The 24,928-nt window shown below is 45.4% G+C and carries 21 protein-coding genes; 5 read left to right on the top strand and 16 right to left on the bottom strand.

The window, feature by feature from the left end; all coding sequences use genetic code 11:
• Positions 1-13: 13 nt before the first annotated feature.
• The 6 genes from KAI37_RS21660 to KAI37_RS21685 all read right to left on the bottom strand — a co-directional run bounded on the left by KAI37_RS21660 (position 14) and on the right by KAI37_RS21685 (position 7,612).
• Positions 14-883 (bottom strand): CheR family methyltransferase, encoded by an 870-nt coding sequence (locus tag KAI37_RS21660; RefSeq protein WP_023990274.1) that lies wholly within the window; start codon positions 881-883, stop codon positions 14-16.
• A 79-nt stretch (positions 884-962) separates the two neighbouring features.
• On the bottom strand, positions 963-4,682 hold the full coding sequence (locus tag KAI37_RS21665) for a response regulator (protein WP_220030190.1): 3,720 nt from the start codon (positions 4,680-4,682) through the stop codon (positions 963-965).
• Complete coding sequence (locus tag KAI37_RS21670) at positions 4,666-5,847, bottom strand: PP2C family protein-serine/threonine phosphatase (protein ID WP_220030191.1); 1,182 nt, start codon at positions 5,845-5,847, stop codon at positions 4,666-4,668. The genes KAI37_RS21665 and KAI37_RS21670 overlap by 17 nt, the downstream gene beginning before the upstream one ends.
• 235 nt (positions 5,848-6,082) lie before the next feature.
• Positions 6,083-6,424 carry a YflT domain-containing protein gene (locus KAI37_RS21675; protein ID WP_023990277.1) on the bottom strand — a complete coding sequence of 114 codons (342 nt, stop codon included), beginning with the start codon at positions 6,422-6,424 and terminating at the stop codon, positions 6,083-6,085.
• Positions 6,425-6,520: 96 nt separating this feature from the next.
• On the bottom strand, positions 6,521-7,039 hold the full coding sequence (locus KAI37_RS21680; RefSeq protein WP_076294276.1) for a hypothetical protein: 519 nt from the start codon (positions 7,037-7,039) through the stop codon (positions 6,521-6,523).
• A 51-nt stretch (positions 7,040-7,090) separates the two neighbouring features.
• On the bottom strand, positions 7,091-7,612 hold the full coding sequence (locus tag KAI37_RS21685; protein WP_220030192.1) for a DUF948 domain-containing protein: 522 nt from the start codon (positions 7,610-7,612) through the stop codon (positions 7,091-7,093).
• 260 nt (positions 7,613-7,872) lie between these two features.
• Here KAI37_RS21685 and KAI37_RS21690 point away from each other — a divergent pair, with 260 nt between their 5' ends.
• On the top strand, positions 7,873-8,040 hold the full coding sequence (locus KAI37_RS21690) for a DUF1328 domain-containing protein (RefSeq protein ID WP_023990280.1): 168 nt from the start codon (positions 7,873-7,875) through the stop codon (positions 8,038-8,040).
• 121 nt (positions 8,041-8,161) lie between these two features.
• Here KAI37_RS21690 and KAI37_RS21695 read toward each other — a convergent pair whose 3' ends face one another.
• Positions 8,162-9,328 (bottom strand): C40 family peptidase, encoded by a 1,167-nt coding sequence (locus tag KAI37_RS21695; protein ID WP_076294277.1) that lies wholly within the window; start codon positions 9,326-9,328, stop codon positions 8,162-8,164.
• 191 nt (positions 9,329-9,519) lie between these two features.
• On the bottom strand, positions 9,520-10,389 hold the full coding sequence (locus KAI37_RS21700) for a cation diffusion facilitator family transporter (protein ID WP_028541844.1): 870 nt from the start codon (positions 10,387-10,389) through the stop codon (positions 9,520-9,522).
• Positions 10,390-10,799: 410 nt separating this feature from the next.
• Here KAI37_RS21700 and KAI37_RS21705 point away from each other — a divergent pair, with 410 nt between their 5' ends.
• Positions 10,800-10,985 carry a hypothetical protein gene (locus tag KAI37_RS21705; RefSeq protein ID WP_013311941.1) on the top strand — a complete coding sequence of 62 codons (186 nt, stop codon included), beginning with the start codon at positions 10,800-10,802 and terminating at the stop codon, positions 10,983-10,985.
• A gap of 181 nt (positions 10,986-11,166) precedes the next feature.
• Here the strand turns inward: KAI37_RS21705 and KAI37_RS21710 are convergent, their stop codons facing one another.
• The 8 genes from KAI37_RS21710 to isdC all read right to left on the bottom strand — a co-directional run bounded on the left by KAI37_RS21710 (position 11,167) and on the right by isdC (position 21,752).
• Positions 11,167-12,795 carry an ABC-F family ATP-binding cassette domain-containing protein gene (locus KAI37_RS21710; RefSeq protein ID WP_071642945.1) on the bottom strand — a complete coding sequence of 543 codons (1,629 nt, stop codon included), beginning with the start codon at positions 12,793-12,795 and terminating at the stop codon, positions 11,167-11,169.
• Positions 12,796-13,077: 282 nt separating this feature from the next.
• Positions 13,078-13,857, bottom strand: a complete 780-nt coding sequence (locus tag KAI37_RS21715; RefSeq protein WP_025718721.1) for an ABC transporter ATP-binding protein — start codon at positions 13,855-13,857, stop codon at positions 13,078-13,080.
• Positions 13,847-14,830 (bottom strand): FecCD family ABC transporter permease, encoded by a 984-nt coding sequence (locus KAI37_RS21720; protein ID WP_104495658.1) that lies wholly within the window; start codon positions 14,828-14,830, stop codon positions 13,847-13,849. Before KAI37_RS21720 ends, KAI37_RS21715 begins: the two co-directional genes overlap by 11 nt.
• 14 nt (positions 14,831-14,844) lie before the next feature.
• Positions 14,845-15,804, bottom strand: coding sequence for a heme ABC transporter substrate-binding protein IsdE (gene isdE / locus KAI37_RS21725; RefSeq protein ID WP_071642949.1), 960 nt, complete (start codon positions 15,802-15,804; stop codon positions 14,845-14,847).
• Between the two features lie 280 nt (positions 15,805-16,084).
• A complete protein-coding gene (locus KAI37_RS21730; RefSeq protein ID WP_220030193.1) occupies positions 16,085-20,068 on the bottom strand; it encodes an NEAT domain-containing protein in 3,984 nt (1,327 codons plus the stop codon).
• A 98-nt stretch (positions 20,069-20,166) separates the two neighbouring features.
• A complete protein-coding gene (locus KAI37_RS21735) occupies positions 20,167-20,664 on the bottom strand; it encodes an NEAT domain-containing protein (RefSeq protein WP_071642952.1) in 498 nt (165 codons plus the stop codon).
• Positions 20,665-20,696: 32 nt separating this feature from the next.
• Positions 20,697-21,164, bottom strand: a complete 468-nt coding sequence (locus KAI37_RS21740) for an NEAT domain-containing protein (protein ID WP_029519187.1) — start codon at positions 21,162-21,164, stop codon at positions 20,697-20,699.
• 72 nt (positions 21,165-21,236) lie between these two features.
• Complete coding sequence (gene isdC, locus KAI37_RS21745) at positions 21,237-21,752, bottom strand: heme uptake protein IsdC (protein ID WP_053326093.1); 516 nt, start codon at positions 21,750-21,752, stop codon at positions 21,237-21,239.
• Positions 21,753-22,151: 399 nt separating this feature from the next.
• Between isdC and KAI37_RS21750 the strand changes: the two genes are divergently transcribed.
• From KAI37_RS21750 to KAI37_RS21760, 3 genes are read left to right on the top strand one after another with little or no spacing between them, the layout of a single operon-like run.
• On the top strand, positions 22,152-23,132 hold the full coding sequence (locus tag KAI37_RS21750; protein WP_220030194.1) for an ABC transporter substrate-binding protein: 981 nt from the start codon (positions 22,152-22,154) through the stop codon (positions 23,130-23,132).
• Positions 23,133-23,141: 9 nt separating this feature from the next.
• Positions 23,142-24,140, top strand: coding sequence for a FecCD family ABC transporter permease (locus KAI37_RS21755; protein ID WP_220030196.1), 999 nt, complete (start codon positions 23,142-23,144; stop codon positions 24,138-24,140).
• Positions 24,137-24,928 carry an ABC transporter ATP-binding protein gene (locus tag KAI37_RS21760; RefSeq protein WP_220030197.1) on the top strand — a complete coding sequence of 264 codons (792 nt, stop codon included), beginning with the start codon at positions 24,137-24,139 and terminating at the stop codon, positions 24,926-24,928. The genes KAI37_RS21755 and KAI37_RS21760 overlap by 4 nt, the downstream gene beginning before the upstream one ends.

The following is a 24,928-nucleotide window of genomic DNA, read 5'->3' on the forward strand; positions in this document are numbered from 1 at the left end:
CTCCTAAGCATCTCTATTTAATCTTCCGGTAAATTTTTTCTATCCGGTCCAGCGGCTCGTAGGAATCACTATAATCGGTAAAATGTATGGATTCCTTGGCCCCAAGCACCAACACACCAAAATGACTCAAGCTATCATAAAACAACCCATGTACGTGGTTGCGAAGTTCGTCGTTAAAATAGATCATGACATTCCGGCAAAAAATAACATTGAACTCGTTAAAGGACCGGTCCGTCGCTAAGTTGTGCTCAGCAAAAATAATATTTTTCCGTAAAAAAGGATGAAACATCACTGAATCATACTTGGCTGTATAATATTCAGAGAACGATTGTGTGCCCCCGGACTCCAAATAATTTTTGGTATACAGCTTCATTCGGTCAATCCCGTATACGCCTTCCTTCGCCTGCTGTAAAGACAGGTTATTCATATCCGTCGCATAAATGCGGGCCTTATCATATAAGCCTTCTTCATGCAGCAAGATCGCCATAGAATATACTTCCTCACCAGTGGAGCAACCTGCATGCCATATTCGAATGTACGGATACGTTCGCAAAATAGGAATGATTTTCTGCCTGAAATTCAGAAACAGCTCCGGGTCACGGAACATCTCGGTCACCGGAATAGAAAGGCTTTGTACCAGTCTATCGAAGGCGCTGCGATCATGCAGCACCTTCTCCTGAAGTCCTGATATCGTGCTTACATTCTCGGACTGCGCATGATAATAAACACGCCGCTTAATCGATGGCAGAGCGTAGTTACGAAAATCGTAGCCGTACAGCCGATGTATACCTTCCAGCAACAGCTCAATCTCAATCAATTCCCGCTCAGTATCATTCGATTTCACTTCATTAGCAGCATTATCCGCCATATCCTTAGATGTCATAATCTCTCTCCAATTCCTAAATAGGTTTTGCCTGTGCCGCTCCAATCATGTGTCGATTTATATTACCCATTTTTTTGGGTTACGAATACAACCACACCCGCATTAATGATAAAAGCTGTTCGGTTTGAATCGGTTTTTTTACATAATCGGAAGCGCCTGCCTCAATACACTTGGAACGATCATCCTTCATGGCCTTGGCTGTCAGGGCAATAATAGGCAACTTCTCGAATTGTGGCATTAGCCGGATACGTCGCATCGCTTCATATCCATCCATTTCCGGCATCATCATATCCATCAGCACCAGATCAAAATCAGGTGTCTGTTCCAGCAGTTCCAGTGCTTCTCTTCCATTTTCCGCAAAGGTAACCTCCATACGATAGCTTTCCAGCACACTGGACAGAGCAAATACATTGCGAATATCATCGTCTACCAACAATATTTTTTTACCTTCAAACAGCTCTTCCTTGTTGTATAGCTTCTGCAAAATTTTGCGTTTATCCTCAGGAAGATTCGCCTCTACACGATGCAAGAACAACGTTGTTTCGTCTAAAAGCCGTTCCGGCGATTTAACATCCTTAATAATAATAGACTCTGCATATTTGCGAAGTTGCGTTTCTTCTTTGCTATCCAGATCTTTGCCTGTATAAATAATAATCGGCAGGTCAGTTAGCTGCTCGTTCTCTCGAATACGATCCAGCAGTTCAAAACCAGTCATGTCGCTCAGCATCAGATCCAGTACCATGCAGTCATACCGCTGGGTAGCCAGCTCATTCAGTGCTTCCTGACCTGTCGATACCGCCGTAATAGCAACATCATCATGATCGATCAGCTCAATAATGGATTTACGCTGATTATCATCATCTTCAACCACAAGGAGACGTTTAACCATTTGGTCCGTATACGATTTTATATGTGAAAATGCCTTATCCAGACTTTCCTTCGAGGAAGGCTTTTTGAGATAGGCAATCGCGCCCATCATTAAGCCCTGCTTCACATCATCTATGACCGAAATAACATGCACTGGAATATGACGTGTCGATGAATTTCCTTTTAGCTCACCCAAAATGGACCAGCCATCCATTACAGGTAATTGAATGTCTAGTATAATAGCGTCCGGCAAATAAGACTGAGCCATGTTGAGCCCATCGTCTCCTTGGAGAGCGATCAGTGCCTTAAAGCCCCGGCTACGGGCCATATCGTACAAAATATTAGCAAAATTAATATCATCCTCAATAATCAGCAACACTTTATCCTGCGAGGTAATCTCGTTTCGGTCGTCCCCCGGATGTATAATGTCCTCCACTTTGTTTTTCGAAGGCATCTGATATAATGGCAATCGTTTAGCAGGCATAATCATGGGAAGGTCCGTTTCTACCGAGGCTGCGACATTTTCAAAATCCGAATTCACATCCGCACCGTTAAATTCCTCTCTCGAATGAGAATCCATATCCTCAGCCGTTGGCGTTTGTTCCGGCAAATACAGTGTGAAGCAACTGCCCTGTCCCTGCTCGGATTCCACCGTAATAACGCCGCCCAACAATCTGGAAAGCTCGCGGCTGATCGACAGACCTAGTCCTGTCCCCCCGTATTTTCGGCTGGTTGTACCATCTACCTGCTGGAAGGCTTCGAAGATCAGATCCGTTTTATCGGAAGCAATCCCAATGCCCGTATCACGCACAGATAAAGCCAGATAGGATCTTCGTGGATTTAGCAGACCAGGAAGCTGCTCTCCGTTTGCCCGAGATACAATGAAACGAATAGAACCTTCCATGGTGAACTTGAAGGCATTAGACAGCAAATTACGTAAAATTTGTTTGAGACGATAACCGTCACTGATAATGGCATCTGGCAAGTTCTCTTCGATTTCGGTATGCAGGTGAAGCTCACGTTTGGCTGCGACCGGAGCAAAATTCTGCTCCACAAACAGTTGCAGTTCCTTCAAATGGACCGCTTCATGGTTAATATCCATTTTTCCAGCGTCCACTTTGGATAAATCCAGAATTTCATCAATCATTTTCAACAAATCCGCGCCTGACATATAAATGGTTTGTGCATATTCCACCTGCTTTGGCTTGAGATTGCCTTCCTTGTTCTCAGACAAGAGCTGAGAAAGAATAAGCAAGCTATTTAGCGGAGTACGCAGCTCATGAGACATATTAGCCAAAAACTCGGATTTGTATTTGCTAGTAATTCCTAGCTGCATTGCCTGTTGTTCCAACTGAGCTCGTGCATGTTCAATCTCGTCGTTCTTTTCTTCCACTTCTCGAACTTGTTCTTCTAGCGCTCTAGTTTTGGCAATCAGTTCAGTATTAAAATGCTCCAATTCTTCCTGTTGACGCTGTAACAATTCCTCTGAACGCTTGAGCTCCTCTGTTTGCTCCTCCAAATTTTCGTTGGAGCGCTTGAGTTCCTCTTGCTGAGTTTGTAGCTCCTCGGACTGGCATTGCAATTCCTCAGTAAGTGCCTGGGATTCGCGCAACAATTGCTCTACACGCATTCGTCCCTTGATATTGTTCAGAATGATTCCCAAGCTCTCTACTAATTGAGCAAACAGCTTCGTTTCCAGATCACTGAAGCGATCCAGTGACGCTATTTCTATAGCACCGATGCACTCATCCTCGAACAAAATAGGGAAGATCATAATTCCCACTGGCTTACTTTCTCCTAAGGCAGAGCCTATGGACAAATATCCGTCAGGAGCCTCTGTAATCAAGATCGGCTTACGATCCAGAACACATTGTCCGAGTAATCCTTCGCCCACATGGATAACGTCCCTAATCGAATTTTCGCCAGTCACCTTTGCATAGGAGCCGTATAACTTAAAACGGTTGTCTTCTACATCTTTTCCTTGCAAATAGATAGCTCCATAGCTGCCTCCCAAGATGGGCGTAAACTCACTAATGAACATCTGAGCAACCTGCTCCAGTGAATTCACACCGCGGAACAGCTCAGTCACCCGAGCAGTATTGGCATTAAGCCAAGTTTGATCCTTCTGCGTTTGAAGGACGGAATGCTCGAATTTCCGCTTTTCTTCCAAGTCTCCGGCCATTTGTTGAAATACACGAGCGACTTCACCGATTTCATCTTTGGAGGCAACACTCATTCGGCTGATGGCCCTGTACTTTCCCTTGCCAAAACCATTAATCATGAGATTAACGATATTTAGACCTTTGGCAATGCTTGGGAGCACCCACAAAATAACCAGTAAGCCCATGATCAGACCGGCGGCCATCAGAATTGTGGTAATCTGCACAGATTCCTCATAGGCCTGATTGGCTTGCTTCATGTCGTTATCAATCTCCCGATCCTGAAAAACGGCAAGGGCATTAATGCTGTCCATTGCCTCCTCTTGAGCAGGCAAACCAGTACTGTTTCGGAAAGCGTTAGCCTCATCAATACGATCTTGTCCCAACAAGGAAACTAACCTTTGTTCGTAACTTAGAAATTCATTCCAGGCGACGGCTACCCGATCAACCTGCTGCTGCTCTTCACTGGTGCCTGAGTTTGTTTGCAGACTTGCCAGCACTTTCGTTCCAGTAGCGGAAATATCATCGAGCTCACGTTTGGCCTCGCCGACAGAGGAGCCCGGATTTAAAAGCAGGTTGGCCATAACTTTGGCCATATCATTCACCTGACCACGAATAGCCGTTGTTTTCCGGACCTTCACATATCGGTCCTGGTAAACCTGATTCAGCTGCTCATTCAGGCTCCCCATACGGTCATAGCTGATTAGCGTCAGCACAAGGAGGATCGCCATAAGCGATCCAAAGCCGATCAGCAGTTTATTTCTGATTTTCATGCAAGCTCTCTCCCTCTTTCAATGAAATCCAGATCAAGCACTTATCATCATCGCGATCCTGTGGCGCTTCATTACGAAAAAATGCATCCAGCATCGCTTCTTCATTCCAATCCTCATACTTACGTAGACACTCAGTCAGATACTCCAACTGCTCCTCATATTCACCTTCCACCGCTTCCAGCAAGCCATCCGTATACAAAGCGATATGTCCAGTTCCTTCATAATAAATTGTGTGCATTTCTGCATCAATCTTATCAAACAAACCAACCGGGCTACATGCACGGTCAAATTTGATAATGCTTCCATCCTGGTTGAACAGCAAACCGGGAGGATGTCCCGCATTTACATAGTCAATTCGCTGTGAACGGGTATCAATCACCATATAAATCGCCGTAAAATAATACTGTACCAGCTGCTTGCCCAGATCCAGTTGATTAAAACGACGATTCAGCTCTTGTATGACTTTCTCAGGCTCCACATATGTGGTCACCGTATCCTTAAGTACAGACGCAATGAACATGCAGAACAGCGAGGAAGAAATGCCATGCCCCATCATATCAAGCAAAATGATGGCATATCTTCCCTCCCCTAACGGATACCATGAATATAAATCTCCTGCCAGCTCAAAGGAAGGCTGATAGAGCGCATTCACTTGCAGCACCGGGTCCTGAATGGCAGGACTAAGCACCGCCTGCTGTACCATCGCGGCCAGCTTCAACTCATCCTGAATTCGCTGATCCCGATCCTTATGCCAGTCCTTCTCCTGTTTGAGACGCAAAGCAGACCGGATTCGCGCCATTAGCTCTACCTTGTTGATCGGCTTCGTGACATAATCGACGGCTCCCACATCCAGAGCTTCGGCCAATTTTTTGGAATCGCCTACTGCCGTTACCATAATAATCGGGATATCTTTTAAATGCTCATATTCCTGCACAATACTGCAAGCTTCAATGCCGTCCATTTCAGGCATCATCATGTCCAGCAGCACCAAATCAATGTCTGAAGGACGGGGTCGAAGACTAATGGTACGATCACCGATTCCCAGATGCTCCAACATTTCTGCGGCCGAGCTAGCAGAGATCACATCCCGATAATTTTCTTTTTTCAGTATTTCACGAATAATAATGACATTCGTCGGGTTATCGTCAACAATTAGAATTCTCATTGGCCTCTCCTTATCTGTAACTCATGTATTATACTATACCTGCTTAAACGGCAACACCCTTGTTCATTAGAAGTAGTGTTTCCGTAAGAAGGCATTCCAAAAACATAGATAAGGAATGAGGCTGGAACCCCATTCCTTATCTATGTTTTTGGAGGACCCGCGAAACACTTGTGCTGCGGTCAACATCCTCTTTTTCGAATCTAATGCCACTCTGCTTTTATGGTGAACAGCAATATCACGCTTTTTTAGCAATGACCAGCACTTTACCCTGATCCAGTTCTTTTTCATAAAAGTCAGCTTCGGTATCTGTAAATCCCAAGGAAGTAATTTTAGCGCGAAGCTCATCGCCGCGGGAACGGAACAAGTTGGCTAATGAGTCGAAAACGCCCTCTTCCTTAATCCCGATTTCCTTGGCATCCACCGTATCAGCAATACGATCTGTCCGATCCTGATCATGAGCGAGCACGAACACATCCTCATAACGATAGCCCGTGTTACGCAACTCATTTACTGCTTCAACGGCTTGTACACCGTTATCTACCACTTTGGCATAAGATTTATGATTGGTCTGATTCATGTTTCTCACGCTCCTTTAAGGATTGACTTCTCTGACTATTACACTTCACACATCCATTTGAAACTTCCATGTTATGTCACGCCTCGGAAATATCAATTACCATTCCGTTTCATCAAAAAACTCGACATACTTAGGTTTATCAGACGTCTCATCCATAAACACTTTGATTGCACGTTGTCCGCGTACATAGACCTCTCCGTCTTCCGCCGTGAATTGCGAGCCACCCAGCGCCTGATCCAGCGTTTTCCGTTGCAGCGGCAACCACTCATCATTTACCTTGATTCGACCGGCAGCAGGGTCTACATGCACATAAGAAACGACGTCCTCACGCATACCAACTACAACATCTGGATATTGGTATTCTGTAGAAAGCAGCAGCGTATCCTTTTTGACTCGTAGTGGCTTGCCCAGCTTTTTCAATACATCGGCACGTGTATCATCCAAAGATATGCCGTTTAAGGTATGAAAATCTGCTGGTACAGCATGTGGAGCGGGTATCGTCTGCACAGTCCTAACCATATGCCCCGCTGTTTGCGGGGAAACGGTTTGCTGAACCATATCCTGTCCGGAAAAGGGAGTGAGCAAACCAGCAGCTAGTAATAACGTCTTCATCATAAATCTCACCCTTTCAATGAATTTCCTGTAGTTTACGGTTCAGCCACTATGCTACTGACGCATTTTCTGCCACACCCCAGCAGCGATGTCTACATAACCCAACCAGTTTTTACCCGGCTTGGTCGCTGGCTCCTCATAAGTCGCATTGTAGCTCTGAACCGTTCGCTCCGTTGCGGTCAAAGGTCTATTCGGTGTCGTTGCCTTAATCGCGTTATCCGTTCTGGAAGTATTACTCGCAGCGCTTTGCGATTTCTGAAACCGTGTCATTAACGCTGTTGAAGCCTGCTTGGCAGCCAGCGTCACTTCGCTGAGTACCTCTCCCAAGTTTCTAACCGATTCCATCACTGGCTCCACTTGCTTCAATTTATGATCAACATCTGCGGTGATGTCATTCGCATGTCGAACCGTTTGTTTTACTTCATAACTCAGTTCATCTACCGTTTTTTGTACATCCTGTAAGGTTTGAGTCACCTTATCCAGTGAGCCTTGTGCTGCTTTCAACGTTTTAATGAGGAAAATAACGAGAACTGCAAATGCGATAGCAATAATAAAAATGCTGACCTGTGTTAACATGGCGTAACCTCTCTTTCGTCTTTCACGATGATGTTTATGATTACTGCATAGTTACCCTTTAGATTCAGACACGAAACAACGTCCAGGCTGGCTTCTTCTCCGCTCCAAACGTTATGATTCACGGACTCTCGCACCGTTTAAAACAACATATAACGATGGCACAGCCACGAGTAATCTATAGAAGTCACCGTCATCTGCAACCACGCTCTATCGGGGCGTGAGTATGCCACATTATATACAATTAAAGGAGGATACAGAACATGCTAAAATGGTCCGCTTTATTCTTAATTTTTGCTGTGATCGCCGGAATCTTAGGTTTTTTTGGTATCGTCGTGTCCATAGCTGCTACAATTGCAAAAATATTATTTGTGATATTTCTGGTGTTGTTCGTCATTTCACTCTTTACCGGAAGAAGACGGGTTTCATAGTTATCGGATGATAGCTGTACAAAAGCAATAAATGTTTATCAAAAAAGGATGTTCCCACCCTGGTCAACAGGGCTGTGGAACATCCTTTTTTGATGCAGCTTTTTTACGGTTAACGGCGCTTTTATTGAATCACGCTACCCCCAAACAGGAAACGGTCCTGCCAAGGCTTGCTGAAATCCGTAACTTTTACACCGCCACCCGCTACAGAAAACGTATGGAGAAGTTTGTTGTCTCCCAAATATACAGCTACGTGTGTAATCGTTTGGGAGGAATTATCCAAGGACGTGTACGCCCCGGAAGATGCATTATAATTTGTAAAGAAGAGTAAGTCCCCACGCTTCAGCGTAGTCATGTCCGTATTCGGCTGACTATTTTGCTTGATCCACTCACCCTGTGAACGAGAATCTGCCGGAAGCTGGATACCTACAGCCTGACGGAAAATTTGACGGGTAAATGCCGAGCAGTCAAAAGTAGCCGTACTGTTACGATCCGAACCATATTCATATGGAGTTCCGAGATAAGTCATCCCCGTGTTAATAACCTGCTCTATTGCAGCCGCTGCATCACCGGAAAACATGTTCATAGTTGACGCAGGAGATGCTGTCACAGGTATTGCGGTAGTATCAGGAGTGGTTGTCACCGGAGCAGACACAGGCTGCTGCACAACGACGCCCTCACCAATACGAATATACTGTGGAGACGAGCTGACGTAGCCTATCGTACCATCAGCATTGGTAACCTTGAACCAATAGGCATTACTTGGATCGGTAATCGTAACGACATCCCCTGCATTCAAATAGCCCAAAACCTCGGAAGAAGTGGATGCCTCCGCCCGCAAACGAACGGACGTTTGAATCGTGGCTTTCGTTTGACCGGCAGAACTATTCACTGAGGCTACAGCCTCTTTAGCTGAAACATTTTTAACTGACTCTGCGGCTTCCGGTTTACGGCTGGCAGATGAGGTGACAGCAGCAGCGACGCTGGTAGCGCCAACTTTTATGTACTTGTCGGAGCTGCTAGTATATCCGGTTACTCCATCAGAAGTCTTGATCTTATACCAATAGCTGTTTGTTTTCTCCAATACCGTTACGGCCTCTCCCTGCTTCATAAAGCTGACTACATCCCCTGTAGTCGAAGGACCGGACCTAAGCTTTACAGCCGCCTGAATAACTGCCTTCTGTCCTGTGGATGCTGTTGATGCCGCTGCGTCAACCTGACCCGGCGCCACATGAATTGCTGCCAACAGCGCGGCTGACGTCATGAGCATTCCCATCACGCGTCTTCTCAATGTTGCACCTCCTGGCTGTTTTTACGAATTTGAAGAGCATATCCAATTCCGACGAATATAGCCGGACATGCCTTCATTATAGTAAAAGCAGCAGGAAGAGAGATATAATCCAAACGTCACAAAAGGAAGCGTATACGCCTTTTGCATATAGGTCTAAAGTCACTTTTAACACTAATTATTCAATAATTAATCTATAATTTGGGTTCTACATGGACATGGACATGCATCGTATTATGAACCTCTTGCAGACGTTCCTCAATCCGGTCGCTGATTCGATGCCCTTCAATCAGGCTGAGTTGCGGATTGACCTCAATGACCACATCCACCAGCGCATGATTGCCGTGTACACGTGCCTTAACGTCCCGAATCCCCTCTACTCCAGGTATACAGGCAATCGTACTCCGTAAGTCAGACAGCTCTTGCTCATCAAATCCATCGGTCAAGCTGTGCGTGGAATCCTTAAAAATATCCCACGCTGTTTTACAAATGATAAATCCTACCGCAATCGCAGCTACAGTATCCAGCCAGGGTAGGCCGAACTGTGCGCCGATAATGCCAACTGCTGCCCCAACACTGACAAGTGCATCCGATAGATTATCCTTGGCCGCTGCCAGCAAAGCCTTATTGTTAATTTGCCGTGCCAGTCTGTTATTGTAAAGGTACACTCCCAGCATAATCACTGCACAAATCACAGCTACACCCGCGGAGGTGATATCCGGTATTTGCTTTCCGCCCTTGAAAATGCTCCCGATTCCATCAATAAGCACCTGCAAACCGACGACAGCCATAATAAAGGACGCCAGCAGCGCCGCGATCGTTTCTGCCCGAAAATGTCCATAGGCATGGTCAGAGTCCGGTGGCTTTTGGGAAATTCTCAGTCCAACCAGTACAGCAACCGACACTACAATATCGGTGACATTATTGAAGCCATCTGCCCGCAACGCGCTAGAAGCAAATATATATCCGCTAATCAGCTTAAAGGCGGACAGCAAGAGATAAGCAGCAATGCTCACCCACGCCCCGCGCTCACCTTTTCGTATCTCTTCATAGACATTTACCACAACGCAGGACACTCCTTCAAATATATAGTTCCCAGCAGAACGATCTTACCGGGCCCAAAAATAAAAATAGCAGCGTTGCTGCCCTGAATAATAACAATTTTCTTTTGTTAACTGTTATTTTCAGGATAGCAGACGAACTTTGTGTGGGTCTAGAGAAACAGTCTTTCCGCTCTGCATCGCTGTAGTAACAACGAAAAAGTATTGCCAGGCCCCATTCCTGTAGGTTATACAAAACATTTTTTCCTTCACGCAAAAAACAGAGGTTTTCTCTTCCACCCCACCCCAGATGTGTGTTATCATTGTTGCCCTTGTCCCTTCTTTTAAAAACGTATAAAATGAGGACACAGCCGCGTTTTTATTCAATCCAGCATGATTGACATGAATCTGGCGGCAACAGGAGGAATTTATTCATGAGCGATGCTAATGAACCACGTAAAGTTAATCTCGCAGATGCCATTCGGGAAAAACTGGCACAAAAAAAACAGCAGTCCGGCGCTTCACAGCAGGGCGGCTTTCAAGGCGGTTCCGCCAAAACACTGAAAAGCCAAAATACGAAGAAGCCGAACAACCAACGCCGTCGTACAGGCGGATCATAAGCCACCCCATAGTATATATATAGTACGCAAAATCGGACGAGGTCTATCTTACCTCACTCCGGAACCGAGTAAGCTATGGGTCATGGCACAAACGAAAAAAGAGGAGTCTCCCGACCATATCAATGGCCTAAAGGAGCTCCTCTTTCGTTTATCTAGTTGTTGAAGTTAGCCGGTTTGGATTCTAGCCGATTTCTACCGGATACATACGTTCACGCAATTTCGCGATTTCTTCATTTTCCAAGTATTCATCATAGCTCATCGTACGGTCGATTACGCCGTTTGGTGTAATTTCCACGATTCGATTTGCGATAGTTTGAATAAACTGGTGGTCATGGGATGTGAACAATATAGTACCGTCAAAATCAATCAGACCATTGTTCAGCGCTGTGATGGACTCCAGATCCAAGTGATTGGTCGGTTCTTCCAGCAACAGCACATTGGCACCGTTCAGCATCATTTTCGCCAGCATACAGCGAACCTTTTCGCCCCCGGACAGCACACTTGCTTTCTTAAGCGCTTCTTCTCCAGAGAAAAGCATACGTCCCAAGAAGCCGCGCAGGAATGTTTCGTCCTGATCCTTGGAATATTGACGCAGCCATTCCACAAGGTTCATATCCACACCTTCAAAATAGGTGGAATTATCTTTCGGGAAATAAGCCTGGCTAGTTGTAATCCCCCAAGAGAATTCTCCGCTATCCGCTTCGATCTCGTTCATCAACACCTGGAAGAGCGTCGATTTAGGCATGCCGTTCGGGCCAACAAACGCGATTTTATCGCCTTTGTTCACAACCAGACTGAACTCATTCAGCACTTGCTCGCCTTCAACGGTTTTACTGAGGCGGTCTACTGTCAGGAGTTGTTTGCCTGCTTCGCGTTCAGGCTTGAAGTTCAGGAAAGGATATTTACGGTTCGATGGACGGATGTCATCCAACGTAATTTTATCCAGTTGTTTTTTACGTGAAGTAGCCTGTTTGGACTTGGAAGCATTCGCAGAAAAGCGCTGAATAAAGGCTTGCAGTTCCTTGATCTTCTCTTCCTTTTTCTTGTTGGCATCACGAGTCAAGGCAAGCGCAAGCTGGCTGGACTCATACCAGAAGTCGTAGTTACCGACGTACATCTGGATTTTGCCAAAATCAATATCCGCAATATGCGTACATACCTTGTTCAGGAAGTGACGATCATGGGATACGACAATGACGGTGCCTTCATAGTCCATCAAGAAATTTTCCAGCCATTGAATGGATTCCAGGTCCAAATGGTTGGTAGGCTCATCGAGCAGCAAATTGTTCGGACGACCAAACAACGCTTGAGCCAGGAGAACACGTACCTTGTCATTACCACTCAGCTCAGACATGTTCTTGTCATGCAGATCACGGGGAATACCAAGACCGATCAGCAAGGAAGCTGCATCCGGCTCGGCATCCCATCCGTTCAGCTCCGCAAATTCACCTTCAAGCTCACCGGCACGTAGACCGTCCGCTTCGGTAAATTCCGTTTTGGCATACAGCGCATCCTTTTCCTTCATGATTTCATACAGACGCGTGTGACCCATAATAACGGTTTCCAGAACCGGGAATTCATCGTATTCATAATGGTTCTGCTTGAGGACTGCCATCCGTTCACCCGGTGTCATGTGAACCTCGCCAGAATTGGCTTCGATTTCACCGGAAAGAATTTTCAAAAAGGTGGATTTACCCGCGCCATTCGCCCCAATCAGGCCGTAGCAGTTCCCAGGAGTAAATTTGATATTTACGTCTTCAAAAAGTGGGCGTTTACCATAACGAAGCGTTACGCCGCTTGTACTGATCATATAAGCATACCATCCTTATCATTAGTAAAGTGCTAAACACAAAATTACCGACGGCAATAGTATAACACACAAAAGATCGGATTCGAACCGTAGTATAAGTATAACCGCCCCTGAATCTCATCCAATATCTTATAAATAAAATAAAAAATGCTTCTGTCTCCACCATTGTCACCTGACAAACACATGGACCAGAACCATTTTCATGTTTTAAATTCGTTAAGATACCACGAGGAAAGACGTGTTATTCAGTCGCAGCATTGACGTTCTGCACGCTTGTAAATGTCAGGAAACCCCGACACCTATCGGAATGAGGTACATGCCGGCTTCATCATCCTGTTTGATTACGACCTCCACGTCATAGACCGCCTGGATCAGTTCAGATGTAACGACCTCTGTAGGTGGGCCGTTCGCTATAATACGCCCTTCCTTCATGGCAATCATCACATCGCTATACCGAATAGCCTGGTTGATATCATGCAACACCATCACAATTGTCAGTCCATGTTCCTGGTTTAACTGCCGAATGAGTTCTAAAATTTCAAGCTGGTAGTACATATCCAAATAGGTGGTCGGCTCATCCAAAAATAAAATTGGCGTCCGCTGTGCCAAGGCCATTGCAATCCATACACGCTGCCGTTCTCCTCCTGAGAGCTGATCCAACGTGCGAGTTCTACGTTCGTTCAGGTTAGTGCAGGCTATTGCCCACTCAATCGCCTCCTCATCCTCGTCACGTCTCGCTGTGAACATGTTCTTATGCGGCAACCTGCCGAAGCTGACGAGCTTTTCTACTGTCAAGTCGGAAGGTGCCTCGTTCTGCTGATGAACTACCGCCAGTTGACGGGCCAGTTCCTTGGGCTTGTAGTGGGCTATCTCCTTGCCGTCCAGAATCACCTGGCCCAAGCGGGGAACAGCATTGTTGGACATCACGCTGAGCAGCGTCGATTTGCCGCATCCGTTGGGACCAATAATGGTCGTAATCCGTCCCGACTCAATAACAGCATTAATAGCATGCAGACGATCTGTTTTCCGATCATATGAGAAGGTTATATCCTTAATGTCCATAGGTGCGATCCGCCTTTCTGATCAGGAATATCAGGAACGGCCCGCCAATGACGGCCATAATAATAGAAGCCGGGATTTCATTGGGAGCAAGCACCGTCCGCCCCAGTGTATCCGCGAGCAGCAGCAGCAAGCCGCCGCATAAGGCGGAAAATGGAATCAACCACTTATGATCCGAGCCAACTAGGTAGCGGGCACAATGCGGAACGAGCAGGCCGATAAAGGCAATCACTCCCGCGATGGCTGTAGCCGTTGCTGCAAGCAGCACTGCAATCACAGAAATCAAAAGTCGTGCACGCGTTACATTGAATCCCAGATTTTTAGCTGTTTTATCTTGAAGGGACAAGAAATTGCACCAAGAGAACACGAGCATGGCTAAAATTAGCCCAATCCCGCCATAGGTCACAATAACCTCGACATCTACCCATTTTTTCATAGACAAGGTTGAAGTGGTAACCTGATTAATGCTAGTGACTGCATAACTGCCTCGATAGTTAAACGACTGACCTAGTCCAGAAAAAATGGCGTTCACAGCCACCCCGATCAGAATGAGACGAATCGGATGCAAGCCAGATTTCCATGAAAAACCATAAACCATTAGACAGGCTAACGCCCCGCCAATAAATGAAAAGAATGGCATCCAGAAATAAAGCGCAGGAAAGACCGTCACCGCAATCAGCGAGATCAATGCCGCTCCCGAAGAAATGCCGATAACCCCTGCATCCGCCAGTGGGTTTTTCATGACGGCTTGCAGCAAAACACCCGCTACTGCAAGTGCTGCACCTGCCATCACGGACACGAAAATTCTCGGTAGTCTCAGGTCCTTGACCACATTCACCTGATCATCTACACCTGTCCACAATCCGGCCACCAACTGACTCAAATTCACCTTGAGACTGCCTGTCATCGCTGAATAAAGCATAACGCCGACGAGCAAGACAATTACAACAATAAGGCTCCATACTTTTTTGGACATGTCATCAGCTTCCTTTAATTCGAAGGATACAGCATTTTCATCAGCTCATCCAGCGCCGAGTTTGCCGCTAAATTCCCTGTTGTGCCAAACAACGGTTCAGGCAGATCATAGACATGCCCATTTTTCACAGCGTTGAAATGCTTCCAGATATCGTTAGTTTTAAACTCTTCATCGAACATTTTCACTACTTCATCCGGCATCCCGTGTGCAGCGCGCAAAATGATATCGGGGTTGGATTGCTGCAAGGCTTCGGTATTGTGGGCAATGAACTCCACCTTCTCGCCCTGAACCACATTTGTTCCTCCTGCAATTTTGACCAGATCCCCGATATAGGAATGCTCGGTAGCCACCAGATAGCTTCCCGGTACTCCCAGCAAAATCAATACTTTAGGGGATTTCTTCCCTTTGATTTTTTGTTGAATCTCAGCTACTTTGGCATCCAAAGCTCCATTAATCTCTTTGGCCTTATCGGCTTTGTCAAACGTGTCTCCCAGCTTTTGAATCTCTTTTTGCATATTCGTGAGACTTTCAAAATTCAAAAATTCGGCATTAATTTTCAAATCTTTAAATTTAGGCTCCAGATCATATTTCAGTGTCGTTACCGACAGTACGTCCGTCGGCTTCAGTGACATCACTTTTTCCATATCAGGACTCATCGGATTACCCACATCAGGCACATCCTTGTAACGGTCAGGCAGCACTTTTGTGCTTGTCGGCTTGCCTGCCAAATCCAGGCCCAGCGCATCCGTGATTTCCGCAATGGCTACCGTAGTTGCCACAATACGAGGAGCTTGAGCTTTACCATCAGACGACTTTCCGGTTGTATTAGATGTTGCCGCTGATTTCGAACCATCGCTCTGATTCTGTCCAGCCTGTGCTCCTCCCGAACACCCAGCCAGCAACAAGATCACGATGCCGATTAACATATACAAACAAAACGATCTTCCTTGAGCCCATGCTATATACCGTTTCATGAAAATCCAGTCACCTCAATTCAAAATATAGAACAACATTAGGAACCCCAACTTTTCGGGATCTGGATTTTGCAAAATTCGATTCCAGTCGCTCCAAAGTGCAATATCTAGACGAATTAGACCATTTCGATCTACATATTGTTCATTAGAAGTCGCTTATTGGATTTTTGCAAATTCCTCGGGTATGTAAATGCTGACAAGTCTTGACGCCGGGGCACCAAGACTTGCTCGCATACAAACTTTGCTGTTATTCGTGCTTCATGAATGTCACAACCTGAGGCTACTTCGCTTTCAGGCTTGCTTCATCAAATTGAAACTGAACTGTATACCAGTGATCATACGGCACTCCGCCAAGGACCAAGCCAGGCACAATGACGTGTGTGTAAGCACTGATTTTCTGGGACAAGTCCCCTACCTCGAATTGAACGACACGTGTATCGCCGGATGTCGAGATCACTTCTACATCTTTCAGGGTACCGTTTTGCTCCACTTGGAGGGCTGGCATCCAGGAGCTATTTTTCAAAGTCACTTGAATATAGCGCTTGTCTCCCTTTTCAATCAGTGTAGCTGGCTTGTCGAGATAACCGTCCATAACGGAAGCTTCACTCGTTTTGTCTTTAAATACGTTGTAATTAATCGTGTATTGCTTCTCGGAAGCCGTTTGAGCCGGTTGCTCAACTACTGATTTTTTTTCTGCCACAGGTGTGGTCGGTTCTGCTACCTTGTCCGTAGAAGCTACTATCGGTTCAGTTGCGGTTGCAGTTGTAGCCGCATTGACTCCCTCACCTTTTAGCGATGCACGGTCAAATTGAATCTGTCCGCCGAATTTCTCATTTAGAATGTATTTCTCAGGCAGATATACCTGTGTGTACACGCTCAACTTTTTATCCAGATCAGGCACTTCGAATGCAATAGTGTGCGTGTCACCTTTGGTGTCCGAACCCATAATCGTCGGATTGGCATAACGGCCTTCAAAATCCGTTTGGAATAGCTTCAAAGCCTGGTTGTCCGTAACGGTTACATGAGCCTGAACCTTCCCATTTTTCACAATCAATTTCGCTAGACTCTGTACAAAAGGAGCCACTAGAGAATCCTTGTCCGTTCCGTTCGCCAGCACACGGAAGTTCGCACTGTACTCTCCATCCGCTAAGTTGTTTTTCCCTTGCTCTACTTCGTCTGCTTTAGTTTCGTTGTAGTAAGAAACATCACTGGTGTTAAATTTAAATTCAAAATCGTAGACCTTCTCCACCCGATCCTCAGTCTTAAAGACCATCGGAGTGGCAGTTGCCACTTTAGGGGCTTCATAGACAACCAATTGGCCTTTTACATTGTTTTTAAAGTCATTCACACTAAACCGAACGTGCTTCGTATTGCTTGCTGCATCTTCCTGGGTCACTTCTGCGTCTCGATAGTCCCCGCTTGCGTTGTCCCAAATGCGTAGCGCCTTCACTTCATTACTGTTTTGCAGCTTTAGACCTACAAACCGTTTGTCGCCTTCCACGACCAATTGCGCCGATTCGTCAGTGATGAAGCGTTGAGCCGGAGAATCCACTCCTGTGGAACCATCAGACAAAATGATACTGAATTTCAAAGCATATTTACCATTGGCAAGCTTGTCGAAATCCAATTTAACAATGGGATCAGCTGCACCCGAAGAGGAAGGCTCGACAAAGCTGCGAATGGTAGCAGGCTCGAATTGATACTGCACATCATATACGTGGTCATAAGGGATGCCACCCAAATCCAATCCAGGTACGATAACATGCGTATTCACTGTCACTTTATCCGACAGATTTGGTACTTCGAATTGTACTGTTCTTGTATCTGCGGAGCTCGATTGATCGACAACCTGAGCCTCTGCACCATTTACTTTGAACGTTTTAATCCAGCTGCTCTTGTCCATTTTAATCTGAATCACATTTTTACCGGACTGTCTTAACAGCGTGGCTGGTTTCTGCATATAGCCATCCATCACAGATAATTCATTGCTTCCATTTTTGAGTACGGAGAAATCAATGCTGTATCTGCCGTTTTCAGTCACGGGAGTTGTGCCGCTATCTGTTCCTTTTGCCGCAATGCTGCTGCGGTCAAATTGAAGACGAAGCTTATGGTCCATCTCATAAACCCCACCTGGATAGGTCGTGCTCACATGTACCTGTGCATTCATAATAGCGTCCAAATCGGCCACTTTGAATTTCACAACACGTGTGTCCGCTTTCTTGTCCACGCTTACGATATCTGCATCTGTTAACGTTCCGTTTTGTTCTGTTTTGAACTCCGTCACTGTGGCGCTGTCTTTGATTGTGAAGGAAGCTTCATAGTTGCCTTTCGATACCGTCAGTGTTGCCGGAGATAATAAATATTGCGCCATTGCCGATTTTTGATCTTTTGTTGCGTGCAGTGCATTGAACTGGATCGAATACGTTCCATCGGCTATAACCTTTCCGGGCGTACCTGGTGTACCTGGCGTCTCAGGATCAACCGGGGATGTTGCCGTTCCTAATTGGAGATCGACATTATATGTTTCCACATAGTTGAACTCAGGCCAGTTGATGCTTACCCATGCGTTTAGCTTGGCAGGTACTTCTTTTACTTCAAATTCAATAACTCGTGTATTCGCAGCTTTGTCTTCACTTACTACGGTCGTATTCGTCAATACTCCGTTTTGTTCTACTTTAAAGCCGTCAATTTGCTTGCTGTTTTTCAAAGTAAAACGAACATACCTCTTGCCTTCACGTTCAATCAAAACGCCTGGTTTCTCCGTATATCCATCCATCATGGACTTTTCACTCGAACCGTCTTTTAACAGCGTGAAGTCCAGATTTGACGTTACTGGAGATGAACCATTGTCTGATCCCGAGATACTGTTTTTATCGAACTGAAGACGAAGTTTATGATCCATTTCATAAACCCCACCTGGATAGGTCGTGCTCACATGTACCTGTGCATTCAGAATAGCGTCCAAATCTGCTACTTTGAATTTCACAACACGCATATTAGCTGTCTTGTCCTCACTTACAATATCCGCATCCGTCAACGTTCCATTTTGTTCTGTTTTGAATTCCGTTACTGTAGTGCTGTCTTTAATGGTGAAGGAAACTTCTTTTTGTCCCTTCGCTACCGTCAAAGTCGCCGGAGACAACAGATACTGTGCCATGGCTGATGGCTGATCTTTTGTGGCGTGCAGCGCGTTAAAGTTAATCGAGTACGTTCCATCTGCCAAATCTGATGGAGCGGGTATAGAAGCCATTTGAAGATCTACATTATAAGTATGCACGTAGCCCAGCTCAGGCCAGTTGATGCTTACCCATGCGTTCAGCTTGGCAGGCAGATCTTTTACTTCAAACTCGATCATACGTGTATTCGCAGTTTGATCTTCACTTACAACAGAGGTGTCGGTTAACACTCCATTTTGCTCTACCTTGAAACCATCAATCTGCTTACTGTTCTTTAATGTAAATTGGACATATCGTTTACCACCACGCTCAATTAGAGAGCCTGGTTTCTCCGTATACCCATCCATCATTGACTTTTCATTGCTTTCATCTTTCAAAAGGGTAAAGTCCAAATCAGCGAGTTTCTCTCCTGTATTAGGAGGCGTTACCGGTGGTGTTACAGGTGGAACCGTTGGATTCTCTGTTGAGTTTTTAAGTCTCAAACTGGAAGGATCAAACTCAATCCATTCCTTCACTGAACGGTCTGGATCGGTATCTACATACCATGGAGAACTGCTATTAAATCCAAACTCCGTATTTACATTTTGATGAAAATCATAAACATCGAAGCTTACAGTCCCGGAAGTTTTTCCAGAATCCACCTCTATTTTTGCGGGAACTGTCTCCCCGTTTTGTTCTACTAAAAATTTCGATAGACCTTGAGTTTCCGCAAACTTAAATGAAAAATGGAATTTTCCATCTTTAATGATCAAGTCTCCTGGAAAGGTATAGTTTGTTTTGAAACTCGAATCTCTGGTGCTACCGCTGACCGTCTTTCTTAAAGGTTTGTAATCAATCAGGTATTCTCCATCTGCATAGGTCGCATCGGTGGTGGTTATAACATTGGTAGGCTCAGCATATGTGCTGGGTACTTCTACTGGAATTTCATAAGTAGCATAAGTAGCACTAGTGACTGTAGTGCTTGAATCGGGCAAATTCGACGATGTAGACTCATCCTCTGGTGTTGCTCCTACGTACGGTGAAAATAAAGAAAACAACATTAGAACAGCAGCAAATGTCGTTATAAATTTGTTAAATCGGCTTTTCAAGGTGATGTATCCCCCTACTTAAAATATACTCATTTGGAGCTTTGAAACTAAGCTCCAAATGAGTATTCAATTCAAAATTATATTTACAAAAAGAAGTCTTAGATATCGCTGTCGTCGAATTGGAATTGAACAACATAGTCGTGATCGTACGGAATACCACCCGTGTATTCTGCAGGCACACTTACATGCAGTTTAACGTTCAATTTTTGAGACGGGCTAGTTACAGGGAATTCGACTATTCTTGTATCCCCTGATGTGCTTACTACAGTCGCATTCACATACTGACCGTTTTGTTGAGTTTTGAATTCAGTAACCCAAGCACTTTTGGTAATAGCTACTCTCACTTTATATTGACCATTCGTAACAATCAGTGTGGCTGGTTTTTTCACATAACCATTTGTATCCATGTAAGATGGCTGAGTGGTTCCATCTTTATAAACGGTATAAGGCAATTGATACGTTCCATTAGGCAAAGCCGCGTTCGCTTTATTGGAAGAAAATGGAGCTAGTACCACAAAAACAAGCGCTGCCATCAGTACAGTAAGCATTACTTTTTTCAAAGACAATTTTTCCATACGATTCATAATCATGTTCATGTTTTTAATCTCCTTTTACGTTTTATTTTGGATTAGATTTCGTCGAATTGCAGTTGTACATCGTACTTGCCTGTGTAGCCGATTACTGGAATTGTGATTTCAGCGTAAGCATTTACTTTTGCATTCAGATCAGCAACTTCGAATTCCACTACACGAGTGTTGCTAGCAGTATCTGTGCTTACTACAGTCGCATCTTGCAGTACGCCATTTTGCTCTACTTTGAACGTTGTAATCAGATTGCTGCTTTTCACAGTCAGACGAACGACATTTTTGCCATTAGCTACTGTAACCTGAGCAGGCTTCGTCAGGTAGCTATCCAATCGAGAAGTCTCATTGGTTTGATCCTTCAGAACGGTATAGTCTACGTTATACGTGCCGTCGGCTGCTGCCGCTTTAGCTGAGAATGGAGCAACGAGTGCAAAAACAAGCGCTGTCATGATCAATGCGACGAATACCTTCTTAAAAGAAAATTGCTCAAAGCGATTCATTACCATATTCATATCTACACACACTCCTCAATTTTTTATGCTTGAATTTATGTTGATTTTATGAACGATAAAGATAACTTGAATTTACTTCTTGGAAGATTTAGTTGATTTCGCGGGCTGAACGGCTGTTACTTTTTTGACGCTTTTGGAATCAAAAGCGAAGCGGATCGTATAGTCATGATCGTAGTTATACGCAGGGACAGTAACATGAATTTTAGAGATTAGCGGGCTGTTCACACTCGTAATTGGAAATTGTACGGTGCGGGTATCGGTTTTGGCATCCTTATGGATGACCTTTGTATCGATGATTTTGCCTTTGTAATCTACTTTAAACCCGGTTGTCCATTCGCTATGATTCAGCTTAATTTGCATGGTCATTTGACCTTTTTTTACATACAACTTAGCTGGTTTTTCAAAATAATCATTAGCCATGGACACTGAATCATTTTCTGCCTTGAGAATATTGTATTTGAGCGTGTATGTACCATCCGCCAATTTTGGAGAAGCCGCAGCGGCTACTACAGATGACGAAGTTGGCCAAAAGCTCAGCACACTCACCAGCAGAAACACAGCAATAATTGCAGAATACCCCTTCTTCATTTTGACAGCAGTCCCTCCCCACGAGAATTTAAGTAATTGATTATCATTCTCAATTGATAATTAAAAAAAATAGCTCTTTTTGAGCCGTGTCTTCCCACCTTTCTATTCCAGAATTTCGCAAAATAAAGTAAACCCATCACCAATATATCTTACACTTTTCGAAAATGTCAATATGTATTTGCATGTACATAATCCCTTGATATATGCTATTTTTTAAGAAAAATTTGTGGTTCCTTCTTCTATAAGTAGAATAGCTACCTCTTATTTTTAGTTCAAAATTTATTTAAAAATTTGCTTTTTTCAATTGACAATCCCCAGTGATATTCATTATCATTCTCTTATACATAAATGAAAATGATTATCATTATTGTTTAACTCGAAAATTGCAGGAGGAATAACATGAAATCTTATGTGTTGTGGTCGTCCGCAGCGCTTTTATTGGCAGTTACCGGATGTAGTAATGGTGCCTCGACCGCAGATCACAAACCAACCAGTGCATCCGTATCTGCCACTTCTGGCACGCCAAGCGGTGCGGCGATTCAAGTTATTGATTTTTCAAAACGGACGTTAGCGTTTCAAAAGGCCCCACAACATATCATTGCGCTCAGCAATGGCGATCTGGATATCATATACGCATTGGGTGGAACTGCCGTGGGCAGACCCAACTCCAATGGACCTGCCGTCGTACCTGCTGCTGAGAACGTTCAGCAAGTAGGCTCCACCCATGAAGTCGATCTGGAGAAAATTACGATGCTCAAACCGGATGTCGTGCTAGGCAATTATCCTATGAATGAAAAAGACATTCCAGCCATTGAAGGAGTCGGTTCGCAGCTGCTGCTGACGGGAGCCAATTCAGTTCACGATATTCAGTCGCAAATTACGCTGTTCGGACAATTACTGCAAAAGCAGGCTCAGGCCATGAAGCTGAACCAGCAAATTGACCAACAAGTAGCTAAGCTGCAAAAGGAAACTGCTTCTGCCTCCAAACCGAAGGTGTTGCTAGTCTACGGAGCCCCGGCTACGTATATGGCGGCACTGCCAAATTCACTAAGTGGAAACATTCTGGAAGCTGCGGGTGGCTCTAACATCGCCTCTGATTTTCCGGGCCTGCAGAATTTCCCACAATATGCGCAGCTGAACACAGAACGCATCATACAGGCTGACCCTGACTACATCTTTATCATGACCCATGGCAATACGGAAGATGTTAAAGCCGCATTTATAAAGGAAATGCAGGAAAATGCAGCTTGGAACGGGATCCGAGCAGTCAAAAACAATCAGGTCGAGGTTTTACCTTCAGATCTGTTCGGTACGAATCCGGGCACACGTGTCACTAAAGCGCTGGATTTGATGCATCAAAAGCTGTATCCGGCGAAATAGGCGATGGAGATGAACAAACTACAGCGCGCCAGAAGACGCACCATCGCCTGGATTACCCTTCCGATTCTACTGCTGGCCGTCTCTGTGTACGGTCTGGCCTACGGTTCGGTATCGATTCCACTTCAAGAAATTAATCATGTTTTGCTACATAATGATGAATCTACATATCGCACGATCCTGATGGATCTCCGGCTACCCAGAGTATTAGTAGGTTTACTGGTAGGAGCTTGTCTCGCAGCTTCCGGAGCACTTCTTCAAGGTGTTATGAAAAATCCATTGGCTGACCCTGGCATTATTGGTGTATCGGCTGGAGGTGGACTTGCCGCCGTCATTACGATGGTGATGCTTCCACAGCTCAGCTACCTTCTTCCGATAACCGCTTTTTTGGGAGCCTTTCTGAGCGCAATCGTCATTTATCTGCTGGCTTGGGACCGAGGGGCATCGCCTGTTAAAATTGTGCTCGCTGGCGTTGCGATCAACGCGCTGCTGGGCGCACTCACCAACGGCGTAATGGTCATGTACAGCGACCGCGTACAGGCCGTTCTTCCTTGGCTATCCGGCGGATTAAACGGAAGAAGTTGGCATCATTTAGAGTTCATGGCGCCTTACGCCATTATTGGCTTAATCGCCTCTCTGTTTGCGATTAAACCAGCTAATTTGCTGCTGCTGGGCGACGATTCAGCACAGCTACTGGGCCAGCGAGTAGAGCTTCAACGTATGCTCATTATCTTGCTTTCTGCCCTGCTTGCCGGTACAGCAGTCAGTGTAGCCGGGTTGATCGGCTTTGTAGGACTGGTTGTTCCCCACGTCATACGGCTGCTAATCGGGGAAGATTATCGTTTCCTCCTTCCCCTTTCCATTGTGGGCGGCGGAACGCTGGTTATTCTCGCAGATACGGTGGCGCGATCCTGGTTTGACCCGATTGAACTGCCTGTCGGTATTTTGCTGGCCGTCATCGGGGCACCGTTCTTCTTAATCTTGCTCAAGAAACGGGGGAATTTCGGATGACAGCCATTCAGGGTGAGCATATCTCCTTACAACGTGGGTATTTCAAGCTGAACGATGTGAATATCACCTTGCCCGCTGGTCAGCTCACTGCGATCGTCGGACCGAACGGTTCAGGCAAGTCCACGCTTTTGCGGATTATGACCCGGCTGCTCAAGCAGGATCAGGGTCAGGTTTCCGTCCTGGGCAAGCCCGTGCAGGAATACAAACGACGTGATTTGGCCCAGACGATTACAATGCTACCGCAAATGAAGGATATGCTGCCGTTATTGACGGTCCGCGAGCTGGTCGCTTACGGAAGATCTCCTCATGCCAAGGGCTTGAGGGTACGCCATACCGGACAGGACCAGCAAATCGTGGACCATGTCATGAAGATCACGGGCATCCAGCCCTATGCAGATCGGATGTTCCATACTCTATCGGGAGGTGAACAACAAAAAGCACGAATTGCAATGGCCTTGGCCCAACAAACGAATATTCTTTTGCTCGATGAACCGACCACTTTTCTGGATATCGCCCACCAATTTGAAGTTATGGATATGCTGCGGCGTATCAATCACGAGTCCGGCTTGACGATTGTTATGGTACTGCATGATTTGCAGCAAGCTGCGGCCTATTGTCATCATATGATTGCGCTTAAAAAGGGACGCATCGCCGTTGCCGGCGAACCCCGTGAGATTTTGACGTCTGCTTTTCTTCGCGACATTTATGAAATGAACGCTACCATCAAATTTGAGAATGGCTATCCGGTTATTATACCGACCATACCACATCATTCAGGAGGAAATTAA

It is taken from the genome of Paenibacillus sp. S25 (assembly GCF_019454085.1).
GTDB classification, from domain to species: Bacteria; Bacillota; Bacilli; order Paenibacillales; family Paenibacillaceae; genus Paenibacillus; species Paenibacillus polymyxa_B.